Consider the following 12710-nt stretch of genomic DNA (forward strand, 5'->3'; position numbering starts at 1 on the left):
TCACCGGCACCCGCGGCGCCACCGCCGCGGCCGACGACACGCGCGGCGCTCACTGCATGGTCACCCCGCCGCTGACCGACAGCGTCTGGCCGGTGATGTAGGCCGCCCTGTCGGTGCACAGGTACGCCACCAGGCCCGCCACGTCCCCCGGCGCGCCCAGCCTGCGCAGCGGGATCCCCTTCGCGATCCTGTCGACCAGGCCCGGCTTCTCGGCGTCGACCCTGCGCAGCATCGGGGTGTCCGTCGGGCCCGGGCAGACCACGTTCGAGGTCACCTGCCCCCTCGCCGCCTCCCTCGCCAGCGTCTTGGCCAGCCCGAACAGGCCCGCCTTCGTCGCCGCGTAGGCTCCCTCGCCGCCCGAGCCCGCCCTGGCCCCGTCGGAGGAGACGAACACCAGCCGCCCCCAGCCGCGCTCGACCATGCCGGGCAGCAGCAGCTTCGTCATCAGCATGGGCGCGCGCAGGTTGACCAGCCACATCAGGTCCCAGTGGGCCGGATCGCCCGCGGTGAACGGCTCGACGATGGAGACTCCCGCGTTGTTGACCAGGATGTCCACCGGCCCGGCGGACCCGCAGAACGCCGTGATGGAATCCGGGTCGGCGAGGTCGACGCGGCCGGCCGTACCGGATCCCCCGGGCAGCGACCGCGCCACCTCGGCCGCGCCCTCCTCGTTCACGTCGGCGACCACCACCCGCGCGCCGAGGGCGGCCAGGTCCGCGCAGATCGCGGCGCCGATCGCGCCCGCTCCCCCGGTCACCACGGCCGTCCTGCCGTCCAGCCGCATGCCCTCCATCACCGGCCGCCCTCCCAGACGCGCGCGGCCGTGACCCTGGTCGCCAGCAGGCCGATGGTGTGGTCGAGGACGGCCTGCGCGTACTCCTCGGGGATGCCTGCCACGGCGTCGGTCACCACCGTGACCCGGTAGCCAAGGGCGGCCGCCTCGATGGCGAGGCCCTGGATGCCGAGGTTCAGGGACACCCCGAGGGCCACGACCCGCTCCACACCCAGCGAGCGCAGGGTCATGTCCAGGCTGGTGCCGGTGAACGGCGAGAACCCGTGGAAGCGGCGGCTCTCCAGGTCACCGGGGTCCCATAACTCCGGCAGCACCTCGACGGCCGGGGTGCCGTCGAGCATGTGGGCCGGGTCCTTGAGCAGGTGGGCGAGGAAGGGCGTGGTGCGGGCGTGGGAGCCCGCCCGGTCGGCACGGAAGGCGGCCGTGCAGTGGATCACCGGGATGCCGGAGTTCCGCGCGCCCCGCAGGACGTGGGCGGCGTTACGGAAGACGTCGCGTTTCTCGCACGCGGCCACCAGGTCGGGAAATCGCGCGATGTCTCCGACGACGCCCCTCTGCATCTCCATCACCAGGACGGCCGTGCGATCCACCCGCCACCTCCGCTCGATCGAGCGCTTGCTTGGTAGACGGAGGTTAACATTTCCCTGTCCGGGTTATAAAGCATCCTCATGGACCTCCAGCGCAAGGTGAGCGCCGCCTGACCTCAGGGTGGCAGGAGCCCCCGGACCGCCGGGTCCGGGGCTCCTTCATGTGCGGTGTCTCACTCCAGCGTGGTGATGACCTTGTCGGCGTCCCTGGTCAGGACCTGGCGGACGTCGGCCCTCGGCACCAGCCGCACGTCCGCCACCAGCTTCTTGAAGTCCTGCAGGTGCCGGACGGCCTTGGCGTCCCTGCCGGACGCCTCCGCCTTCCGCGCCTGGGTCAGCTCCCGGGTGAGCGACTGCGCCGCCGGCCCCGACAGCCAGCTCGTCGCCCTGAAGCGGTCGACGAGGTTCTGCATGTCCCGCAGCGACGTGGTCACCGCGTAGCGGACGTTCGTGGTGATCGCGTTGCCCGCGTTGTCGCCGGCCGTGACGGAGACGGTGTGCGCGGCCAGCGTCTGCGGGAACAGCGGCACCACCGAGTCGGGCGTGAGGGCCGAGCCGTCCAGCGTGCCCGTGGTGGCCTTGACGCCAGAGGTGGTGTCGACGGCCTGCCAGGTGATGCGCAGGTCCTGGGCGTCGCCGTACACCTCGCCGTCGGAGACGCCCGAGACCATGAGCGTGGGCTTGGTGCCGTCGATCTTCAGGACGGCGGCCTTCTCCTGCTCGGTGGTGCCCGCCGTGTCGGTCGAGCGGTAGCGCAGCTCGTGCGGTCCGTCGCCGCTGACGACCACGGGCCGGCCGGCGTAGGCCGTCCAGGCGCCCTCGTCGAGGGAGTACTCCGTCTTCGAGACCCCCGAGGTGGTGTCGGCGGCGGACAGCGTGACGGGGATGTCGCCGTCGTTCCAGCCCTCGGCGTTGGGCGGGGCGAAGGCGGCGGTGGTCACGGGCGCGGTGGCGTCGAGCTTGAGGTCGAGCGCCTTGGGCTCCTCCACGTTGCCCGCGGCGTCACGCGAACGGAACTCCACCTTCCTGGTGCCGTCCCCGCTGACCAGGACGGGCTCGGTGTAGGGCGTCCAGGCGCCGCCGTCGAGACGCCATTCGGTGGCGGCGACCTCCGACGCCTCGTCCGTGGCCGTCAGCGTGACCTCGACGGGCGCGGTGGTGTGCCATCCGGCCGCGTTCGGCTGGGCGGCCTTGGCGGTGGTGACCGGCGGCGTCCGGTCGGCGCCGGCGGCGGAGGTGAAGCGGAAGCGCTGGTTGGGGGCGTTCGCGCAGGTCCACTGGATCACCGCCGCGTTGTCGGCCTGGGAGACGCCGTTGACGTCGACGCACAGGCCGCTGGCCGCGGCCGTGACGATGTGGTCGTCGCCGGCGGAGGTGATGAAGAAGCGCTGGTGGACCTGGTGGGCGGCGCCGTCGGGGTGGCAGGTCCACTGGACGAGCTGGGTGCCCGCGGTGGTCGATCCGCCCGGCACGTCCAGGCACTTGCCGCTCTTGACGTTCTTGAGCTGGTAGCCGCCCGCGGTGGCGGGGATCGCCTCCCACTTCTGCTCGTCGCCCTGGGTGGCGCCCAGTTGCACGATCTTGGCGTCGTCGAGCAGAGACACCGGGGTGACGTTCTTGCCGCTGTGCTGGGCGGTGACGGTGTAGACGCCGGGCTCGAGCCCGCCGCCCGCGTCCTCGCCGGCGAACTGGACGGCGTCCAGGTCGAACCCGTTGTTACGGCTGTTCTTGAACACCGCGTAGATGGTCTTGGTGCGCACGTCGTTCTTCACCGGGACGGCGCTGGTCATCTGGTAGACGTCCCAGTCGCCGGTGTTCTGGACCGGGGCCGTGGCCAGGAGCGTGCCGTTGGGGGCGTCGGCGCGCAGCTCGATCATGCCTCCGCCGTACGGGCTGGAGACCCTGAAGGAGACGGACGTGACGCCGTTGAGGTCGAGCGGGGTGAAGGCGATCCAGTCGTTGTCGCTGATGTCGCCGATGCGCTTGCCGCTCTCGGCGCCCGCCTGGTCGATCACCCTGACGCCCGAGGAGGTCTTGAAGTACTCGGCCTGCTTCCGCCTCGGCTGCAGGACGACCTTGGCGTAACCGGTGAGCGGCTGCTCTCCCTTGTCGGTGTAGTGGGCGTTGATGACGTAGTAGAGGTTGGCGCCCGCGGGGTGCCCGCCGATGTCGCTGGTGGAGATGGTGCCCTCGCAGCCGGGGAGCTCGACGGTCTCGTGCTCGTGGTCGTCGTGGCCGAGCGCGGGGTTGGCGAAGACCTTCGCGCAGTCGACCGTCCCGTCCTCGGGATCGGTGACCTTGATCTTGTACGGCACGTCCTGGCCGAACTCGATCGTGCTGCCGTCGATCGGCGCCTCGAGGGTCACCACCGGCTTGGTGTTGCCGGCCGTGATGACGACGTTGGAGAAGCCCTCCTTGCCGGTGCTGTCCTTGACCTTGAGCTGCGCGGTGTACTGGCCCTTGGCCTCGTAGACGTGCGTGGCCTTGGCCGCGGTGGAGTCGAAGGTGCCGTCGCCGTCGAAGTCCCACGAGAACTCGATCGGGTCGCCGTCGGGGTCGAAGCTGCCCGCGCTGTCGAACTCCACGCTGAGCGGCGCCGGACCGTCGGTGCGCGAAGTGGTGATCTTGGCGATCGGCGCGCGGGCGCCGGCGGAGTAGTCGATCCGGTACAGGCCCGAGTCGTTGTTGCCGCCACCGAAGGAGCTGCCCCATTCCAGCAGGTACAGCGAGCCGTCCCGGCCGAAGGTCATGTCCATGGGCTTGACGAACGTGCCGAGGAAGGGGTCGATCTTGAGGAGCTTGTCCTGGTCGTCGAGGTGGATGGTCTTCACGTAGTGGCGCGACCACTCATAGAAGAAGTTCGTGCCGTCGAAGTAGGCGGGGAACTTCGTGGTGGAGGTGGAGGCCGCGTCGTAGCGGTAGACCGGGCCGCTCATCGGGGCCGAGCCGCCGGAGCCGAGCTCGGGGAAGGAGGGCGAGGTGCCGTAGCCGTACCACATGATGGGCGACTCGATGGGGGGCAGCTCGGTCAGGCCCGTGTTGTTCGGCGAGTCGTTGACCGGGTTCGCGCAGTCGAACTTGGGCCCGACGACCTTGGTGTCGGGGTTGTACGGGGCGTAGGCCTGATTGTCACCGTGGCAGAACGGCCAGCCGTAGTTGCCCGCCTTCTTGATGACGTTGTACTCGACCAGCCCTTCGGGGCCGCGGTCGGTGGTCGGGCCGCCCCGGTCCGGCCCGTAGTCCGAGACGTGGACGTAGCCGGTCTTCTGGTCGACGGTGAAGCGGAACGGGTTGCGGAAGCCCATCGCGTAGACCTCCGGCCTGGTCTTGGCCGTGCCGGGCGCGAACAGGTTCCCCGAGGGGATGTCGTAGCCGCCGTCGGCCTTCGGCTTGATCCGCAGGATCTTGCCGCGCAGGTCGTTGGTGTTGCCCGCGGTGCGGGCCGCGTCCAGCATGTGCTGGCCTGGCCGCCAGTCGATGGGCGCGTAGCCCTGCCAGTCCGGCGACAGGTTGGGCGGCACGTCGTCGCCGGTGCTGAGGTAGAGGGTGCCGTCGGGGCCGAACTCCACGGCGCCGCCGGTGTGGCCGGGCTCGGGGTAGGTGCGCTGCCGGTAGGCGGGCACGTCGATGATCTTCTTCTCGGACGCGAGGTCGATGCTGTCGCCCGTCACGGTGAAGCGGGAGAGCCTGTTGACGTCCTCGGCGCTGGAGGCGGGCGAGTAGTAGAGGTAGATCCAGCCGTTCTGCGCGAAGGCCGGGTCGAGTTCCATGCCGACCAGTCCGTCCTCGCCTCCGGTGTAGACGTCGAGGGTGGCCGCGGTGACCGTGGTGTGCGTGTCGGGCTTGAAGATCTTGATCTCGCCCTTGCGCTGCACGTAGAAGACGCGGCCGTCGGCGGCCACGTCCAGTTCCATGGGGTCGGCGGTGTTGTCGTCGAGAGTGATCTTCTCGAAGCTGCTGTTCACCGTTCCGCCGCAGTCACCCGCCGCGGCGCCCGCGGCCCAGTTGATCCCGCCGAGGACGTGCGTGCGGAAGGCGGGCTCGGTGTAGGAGGCGGTGTCGTGTCCCATGGCGGTCGCCCACACCTTGCCGCCTTCGGCGTTGCGGCACCAGGAGATGGGGTGGTCCGGTCCCATGGCCGAGGGGCCCGGGTTGTAGGTCTTCTCGTCGGCCGACACCAGCACGTGCACGTTGCCGCGCGGGTTGGGCGCGAAGTTGTACCACTCCTCGGGGCGCTCCCAGCGCAGGGGCAGTTCCTTGGTCGACGGGTGGACCCGGTCGGTGACCTTGGCCGTGCCCTGCAGCACGCCAGGTGAGTGGGCGGGCATGTGCGCGCCGCCGTTGACCAGGTCGTCCCACCAGGGGAAGTCGTTCTCGATGCCCATGTCGAGCGCGTTGTGGACGGCGACGACGCCCTTGCCCGAGCGGACGTACTTCTGCAGGGCCTGGCGCTGGGCGTCGTTCTCCCAGACCATGCCGGAGTTCTGCAGCATGATCAGCACGTCGTAGCCGGCCAGGTCGGTGTCGTTGAACACCGAGGAGTCGTCGGTCTGCACGACCGCGAAGTGGTTGGCCGCGCCCAGGTCCTTGACCATCTGGATGCCGGCCGGGATGGAGCCGTGGACGTAGCCGACGGCCTTGGTGAAGAGCAGCGCGCGGAAGGTCTCGTGGGCGGTGGCGTTCGCCGTGCCCGGTAACAACAGCAGGAAGGGGAGAATCAGGGCAGCGCAAAGACGACGCATGGCGGTGACTCCGGTGACAGAGGGGAAGAGTCAGAGGGTGCGGAGGAAGGCCAGCCCGTCGACGGCGAGAGCGTCCTGGCTGGATGCGAGCGGCCGCCAGATGGAGGCCGCGGTGGCGATCGTCCGGTTGTGGGCGGTGAAGGACTCGATGACGAGCGGCCCCTGGTAGGAGGCCGCGCGCAGGGCCGTCGTGAAGCCCGGCCAGTCGAAGCGGTCCTGCCCGGGGGTCCCCCGGTCGGTGCCGCACACCTGGACATGCGCGATCCTGCCGGCGGCCGCGCGGACGGCGGCGGCGGGATCCTTCTCCTCGATGTTCAGGTGGTAGACGTCGAGCGCCAGGTCGGCGCCCTCCGGCAGGGCTTCGAGCGCCTGCTCCACGGTGTTGAGCAGGCTGGTCTCGTAGCGGTTGAGCGGTTCGACGGCCAGCCGTACCGGGCTGTGGTCGATGACGGGCCTGAGGTTCTCGCGCAGCTCGGCGTAGGCGGCCGCGCGCTCCTCCCCCGACATCCGCCACGTACGGCCGACCGCGCTGTAGGCGGGTCCGGCGATGACGGGAGACCCGACGATCTCGGCCACGTCCATGCAGTGCATGAGGTAGTCCTGGGTCTCCTTGACCGTGCCGGAGGCGACCAGGTCCCGGCCCGGCGGCATGACCAGCACCACCGTGGCGGCCAGGCCGAGCTCGGCGAGCAGGTCGGCCGCCCTGGCGGGGTCCCAGTCGCCGGGCTGCTCCACGGGCAGTTCGATGACGTCGAACCCCCACCCCGCGACCTTGGGCGCGAGCGCCGCCAGGTCGCGGTCGGTGAGCGGCGAGGTCCACACCCAGGTGTTGACCCCGAGGTTCACTTCTTGCCGCCCCAGGTCTCGGGGAAGCCGGGCAGGGTCTCGCACCCGCACAGCGCGTAGTGCAGCGGCGGCATGTTCGGCTGCAGGTAGGTGTCCAGCGTGTCAGCGGTGATCTTCGGCTGGGGCAGCTTCCAGGTCTTCGGCACCTCCTCACCCTTGAGGATCTTGAGAGCGGCGATGACGGGCGTGCGCCACTGGTAGGTGGGGTAGGTGGGCGCGACGGCGGTCAGGTTGTTCTGCTTCCACTTCTGCAGGAAGTCCTGCTGGTCCTCGCCGACCATGGCGGGGACGGGCACGCCCGCGTCCTCGAAGGCCTCGACGGCGGCGACGGCCGTCGCGCCGGCGTCCATCCAGACCCCGTCGAGCTTGCCGTGGCGGGCCAGGTAGTCGCTGACGATGCTCTTGGTCTTGGCCGCGTCGCCGTCGGTGAACTCCACGCCGACGACCTGCAGCGCGCTCTTGTCGAAGGTCACCTTGGCGGCGGACCAGCGGGTCTCGAGCACGTCGACGCCGGGCAGGATGCGCAGGGCGAGGATCTTCCCGCCCGCGGGGACCTTCTCGACGAGGAACTCGGCGCCGTCGGCGCCGAAGGCGTAGCCGCCGATCGGGTTGATCATGGTGACGGGGCAGTCGGTCTCCACGCCCCGGTCGAAGACGATCACCGGCAGCTTCCCGCAGGCCGCCTTGACCGCGGGGGTGAGGGTGGCGGTGGTGTTCGGCGAGACGATCAGCGCGTCACAGCCCTTGCCGGTCAGCTCGGCGATGTCGGAGATCTGCTTGTCGTCCTTGCCCTCGGCGTCGAGAGCGGTGAACGTGGTGATCTCCTTGTGCAGCGCCACCTCGGCCTGCATGCTCTTCCAGCCGACCTGCCGCCACGGGTTGTTGACCGCCGCGTTGGAGAAGCACAGGTGGTATCCGCCGGCCTTCTTGTACTGCGTGGTGCTCACCATCTGCGGGTCGATGGCCTGCTCCCACGGCTTGTCCGCCGGGCCCTGCGCGGTCTTGGCGCGCATGGCGAGCTGTGCGTCGTAGTCGGCCTGGACGAAGAACGCCGACTGCCGGCCGGTGCCCGCGGCCGTGGTCCCGGAGGCTGTGGTCTCGGCGGCCGGGGCGGAGGAGGCGGGGCCCGACGACCGCGCGGCGGTGGCCGTGTCCGTCGGCTTGTCGCTGGTGCAGCCCGCGACGAGCAGCGCGACCGCCGTCACCGCGAGCATGAGGGGTTTACGACGCGACATGGGCGTCTCCTTTGAACTTCCGGGGGGTGTTTCGGGGGGTGTTTCGGAAGGTGTTTCGAGAGGTGAGGGAGAAAGGCAGTCGTACGGCTCCCGCCGCCACGGCGGCGATGATGATGACGCCCTGCACGGTGAACTCCAGGGCCCCCGAGATCCCGTACAGGTTGAGCAGGGTGAACAGCGCCTCCAGGGTGAACGCCCCGGCCATGGCGGCCACGACCGATCCCCTGCCGCCGCCGAGCGCCACGCCGCCGAGGACGACCGCGGTGATGGCGGAGAACTCCAGGCCCTGCCCGACCTGCGCCGACACGCCCGCGAACCCGCCGAGCAGGACGCCCGCGACCGCGGCGGCCAGGCCCGAGACGGCGAAGGCGAAGATCTTGACCCTGGTGACCCTGACACCCGACAGCGCGGCCGTCCGGGCGTTGTCGCCCGTCGCGATGAGCGTGCGGCCGACGTCGGCGCGCATGAGCAGGACCGCCGCGGCCCCGACAATGGCGAGGATCAGCACCGACCAGAGGGTGTCGCGCCCGAACACCCTGAAGGCCTGCGAGAGCGCGCCGCGCGGCGCGCCGCCCGTCCAGAGGAACACCGCGCCCGACAGCACGAGCATCATGCCGAGCGTGGTGATGAACGACGGCACCCGCAGCAGCGTCGTCACCGCCCCGTTGACCAGGCCGACCAGCAGGCCGATGACGACCACCAGGGCGAGGACGGGCCAGGTGGCCGCCTCGTTCCCGTCGATCAGCCGGGCGGCGACGACCACCTCGACGGTGACCAGCGAGCCGACCGAGAGGTCGAACTCGCCCGAGACGATCACGAAGTACTGCCCCGCCGCCAGGATCACCAGCGGCGCGGCCCGCTTGACGAAGGCGAGGAAGCCGGCGGGTTCGAGGAAGAACGGGTTGGCCAGCGCGATCGCCGCCAGCAGGACGGCCAGGACCGCGAAGATCGGGAGCGCGCGCTTCACGAGGTGCTCCTCTTCCTGGCGTAGACGGCCACGGCCACCACGATGACCACGCCCCGCACGACGTCCTTGACGAAGGAGTTGACCTCGAGCTGGTTGAAGACGCTGTCGAGCACGGCCAGCAGCAGCACGCCGCCGACGGTGCCGGCGACCCCGCCCCTGCCGCCGGCCAGCGCCGTGCCGCCGAGGACGACCGCGGCGATCGACTCCAGGTCGTAGCCGCCGTCGGTGCCCACGGTGGGGACTCCGGCGCCGAGCCGGCTGGCCAGCAGCAGGCCCGCGATGCCGGCGCACAGCGAGCACAGGACGTGCGTCACGATGATCACCCGGTCGGTGCGGACGCCGGACAGGCGGGCCACGTCGGGGTCGCCGCCGACGGCGTGGACGCGGTAGCCGTACCTGGTCCTGGCGAGCAGGAACCAGGCGGTCAGGGCCACGGCCGCCCACAGCATCGCGGAGACGGGGACGGGGCCGACGCGGTCGTAGCCGAGGTGCTGGAACGACTCGGGGACGCGCCCGGCGGGGCCGTCGTAGAGGTGGTCCAGGACGCCCTTGATGATCAGGGCGACGCCGAGGGTGGCGATGAAGGCGTGGACCTTCAGCTTGGTGATCACCACACCGTTGACCAGGCCCACGAGGGCGCTGACGGCGATGACGGCGGCGATGCCCCCCGGGACGCTGCCCGCCTGCATGATCTCGGCGGCGACCAGCGAGGACAGGCTGATGAGGTAGGCGACCGACAGGTCGAGCGAGCCCGCCAGGATGGCCAAGGTCTGGCCGACGGCCACGATGCCGAGGGCGGCGCTGCGCTGCTGGACGCCGACGACGCTCTCCATGGTCAGCAGGTTCCCGCCGTCGGCGGCCACGAGGATCGAGCCGATCACGATCGTGGCCGCGAGCGCGACGAACACCGCCCTGGTCGGGCCCAGGTTCGCCCATCGGCGCCGCGCCGCGCCCGCCCCGCGCCTGCGGGGGACGGCCGCCTCCCGTGGGGCCTCGAGCCGGGAAGGGGGCGCGTCGTTCATGCCGCCTCCTCGCCGGCCGCCAGCCGCATGACGGCCTCCTCCGACGCGCCCGCCGGCAGGGTGCCCGCGATGCGCCCGTCGCGCAGGACGACGACGCGGTCGCTCATGCCGATCAGCTCCGGCAGCTCGGAGGAGATCATCATGATCGCCGTCCCGTCCTCGGCCAGCTCCCGCATGAGGTCGTGGATCGCGGCCTTGGCCCCGACGTCGACCCCGCGGGTCGGCTCGTCGAAGAGCAGGACGTCGGGGGCGAGCGTCATCCACTTGGCGAGGACGACCTTCTGCTGGTTGCCGCCCGACAGGTAGCGCACCTCCTGCGAGGGGCGGGGCGGCGAGAGCCGTACGCGGTCGAGGAGGTCGCGCACGGAGCCGCCGCGGCGGCCGACCGCGCGCGCGACCAGCAGCGCGTTGTCCCGAACGGACTGGCGCAGGGCCAGTCCTTCGGCCTTGCGGTCCTCGGTGACCAGCCCGATGCCGGCGGCGACGGCCTCGCGGACCGAGCGGGGCCGGACCGGGGTCATCGTGCCCGTGGTGAAGGGGGCGGCGCCGAACAGCGCCTTGGCCAGGGAGGAGCGGCCGGAGCCCTGCAGGCCCGCGATGCCGACGATCTCGCCCGCCCGCAGCTCCAGCGAGATGTCCGACAGGCGGGCGTTGCCGCCGCCGGTGACGCGCAGGCGCACCTCTCCGGTCGAGGCGGCGCGCGGCGGGTAGTAGGTGCCCAGGTCGCGGCCCACCATCAGGCGGACCAGGTCGTCGGCGGTGACCTCGGCGGCGGCGGCGGCGGTGGTGACGAGGCGGCCGTCCTTCAGCACCGTGACCCGGGAGGCGAGGTCGAAGACCTCGCGCAGGCGGTGCGAGATGTACAGCACCGCGATCCCGCGTTGCTGTAATCGCCTGACCAGCCGGTACAGCAGCTCCACCTCATGGTCGGCGAGCGCGGCCGTCGGCTCGTCCATCACCACGATGCGCGCGTCGAGCGAGAGCGCCTTGACGATCTCCACGACCTGCTGCTGCGCGACCGAGAGCCGCTTGACCGGGTCGCGCGGTCCGAAGGAGTCCTCGCCGAGCTCGGCGAGAAGCGCGGCGGTCGCGGCGTCCATCGCGGCCCGGTCCACCAGGCCGCGGCGCAGCGGCTCCCGGCCGAGGAAGACGTTCTCGGCGACGCTGCGCTCGGGCAGCAGCGTGAACTCCTGGTAGATGATCGCCACCCCGGCCCGCTGGGCGTCGAGCGGGTGGCTGAAGGAGACCGGCCGCCCGTCGATGGTGATCGTCCCCGCGTCGGGCGCGTGCACCCCGGCCAGGATCTTCATGAGCGTGGATTTGCCCGCGCCGTTCTCGCCGACGACGGCGTGCACCTGGCCGGCCTCGACCGCCAGGTCCACCTCCGACAGCACCCGCACGCCGAGGAAGCTCTTGCCGATCCCGGTCATGCTCAGCACTCGACCCACCCCCCTGACGCCGCCGAGGCGAGCACCGCGTCGCAGACGCGCGCGGCTCGGGCGCCGTCGTCGAAGGTGGGCAGGCCGTCGCGGCGCTCGCCGCGCAGCGCGGCGTAGCTGTCGGCGACGAAGGCCTCGAAGCACTCGTGGTAGCCCTGCGCGTGCCCGGAGGGCAGCGGCGAGTACGGCAGGGCGGCGGCGGTCAGCGTCTGGGGGTCGCGCACCAGCGCCATCGACCCCTCGCGCCTGCCCAGCCACAGCTTCTCGGGTTGCTCCTGGTCGAAGGCCAGGCTCTGCTCGGTGCCCGTCACCTCGAGGAAGAGCCGGTTCTTGCGCCCCGGTGAGACCTGGCTGGTGGTGAGGGAACCGAGCGCGCCGCCTGCCGTACGGAACTGGACGGTGACGACGTCCTCGGTCAGCACGGGGGCGTGGCCGGCGCGTTCCCGCTGGACGACGCCTGTCTGCGCGGACACCGCGCTGATGCGCTCGCCCGTGACGAACTCGGCCAGGTCGCACCAGTGCGAGCCGATGTCGGCGAACGTCCGGCTGGGCCCGCCGATCTCGGGGTCGACCCGCCAGTTGTCGTCCTCGGGGCGTAACAGCCAGTCCTGTAAGTAGCTGCCGTGGATCAGGGTGACCCTGCCGACGTCCCCGCGCGCCACGCGCTGCCTGGCCTCGCGGGCCATCGCGTGGAAGCGGTAGACGAACGGGACCGTGGCCACCAGGCCCGCCTCGTCGGCGCGGGCGGCCATGAGCGCCGCGGTCTCCGCGTCGGTGGCCAGCGGCTTCTCGCAGATGACCGCCACCCCGGCGGCGATGGCCTTGAGGGCGAGCGGCGCGTGCAGGTGGTTGGGGGTGCAGATGTGGACGAGGTCGATCGCGCCCGACTCGATCAGCTCGTCCGCCGAGGCGTAGGGGCCCTGCGACCTGTCGGGTCTGGACCCTGCGACGCCGACGATCGTGGCGCCTGCGAGGCGGGCGGAGCGGGCGTGTACACGGCCCATGAAGCCGGTCCCGATGATGCCCACTCGGGGATTATCAGCCGATTCCCGGCTTATGTCCTCCATGTTTCGTGATCG

General features: G+C 71.2%; 9 protein-coding genes. All 9 read right to left on the reverse strand.

Annotated features, from left to right (window positions below; genetic code table 11):
• Nucleotides 1-49 precede the first annotated feature (49 nt).
• Nucleotides 50-793, reverse strand: coding sequence for an SDR family NAD(P)-dependent oxidoreductase (locus ACWDLG_RS07810; RefSeq protein ID WP_354906847.1), 744 nt, complete (start codon nucleotides 791-793; stop codon nucleotides 50-52).
• On the reverse strand, nucleotides 793-1383 hold the full coding sequence (locus ACWDLG_RS07815; RefSeq protein WP_449917144.1) for a cysteine hydrolase: 591 nt from the start codon (nucleotides 1381-1383) through the stop codon (nucleotides 793-795). The genes ACWDLG_RS07810 and ACWDLG_RS07815 overlap by 1 nt, the downstream gene beginning before the upstream one ends.
• A 170-nt stretch (nucleotides 1384-1553) precedes the next feature.
• A complete protein-coding gene (locus ACWDLG_RS07820; protein ID WP_449917147.1) occupies nucleotides 1554-6122 on the reverse strand; it encodes a ThuA domain-containing protein in 4569 nt (1522 codons plus the stop codon).
• A gap of 30 nt (nucleotides 6123-6152) precedes the next feature.
• A complete protein-coding gene (locus ACWDLG_RS07825) occupies nucleotides 6153-6968 on the reverse strand; it encodes a sugar phosphate isomerase/epimerase family protein (protein WP_449917150.1) in 816 nt (271 codons plus the stop codon).
• Entirely contained in the window at nucleotides 6965-8203 is a 1239-nt protein-coding gene (locus ACWDLG_RS07830; protein WP_449917153.1) for a substrate-binding domain-containing protein, read from the reverse strand. Before ACWDLG_RS07830 ends, ACWDLG_RS07825 begins: the two co-directional genes overlap by 4 nt.
• The gene (locus ACWDLG_RS07835) at nucleotides 8190-9170 is read right to left on the reverse strand and encodes an ABC transporter permease (protein WP_449917156.1); all 981 of its coding nucleotides are present in this window, start codon (nucleotides 9168-9170) and stop codon (nucleotides 8190-8192) included. The genes ACWDLG_RS07830 and ACWDLG_RS07835 overlap by 14 nt, the downstream gene beginning before the upstream one ends.
• On the reverse strand, nucleotides 9167-10192 hold the full coding sequence (locus tag ACWDLG_RS07840; RefSeq protein ID WP_449917159.1) for an ABC transporter permease: 1026 nt from the start codon (nucleotides 10190-10192) through the stop codon (nucleotides 9167-9169). Before ACWDLG_RS07840 ends, ACWDLG_RS07835 begins: the two co-directional genes overlap by 4 nt.
• On the reverse strand, nucleotides 10189-11622 hold the full coding sequence (locus ACWDLG_RS07845; protein WP_449917578.1) for a sugar ABC transporter ATP-binding protein: 1434 nt from the start codon (nucleotides 11620-11622) through the stop codon (nucleotides 10189-10191). The genes ACWDLG_RS07840 and ACWDLG_RS07845 overlap by 4 nt, the downstream gene beginning before the upstream one ends.
• A gap of 2 nt (nucleotides 11623-11624) precedes the next feature.
• Complete coding sequence (locus tag ACWDLG_RS07850; RefSeq protein WP_449917161.1) at nucleotides 11625-12659, reverse strand: Gfo/Idh/MocA family protein; 1035 nt, start codon at nucleotides 12657-12659, stop codon at nucleotides 11625-11627.
• Between the last annotated feature and the right edge of the window lie 51 nt (nucleotides 12660-12710).

It is taken from the genome of Nonomuraea sp. NPDC003727 (assembly GCF_053586935.1).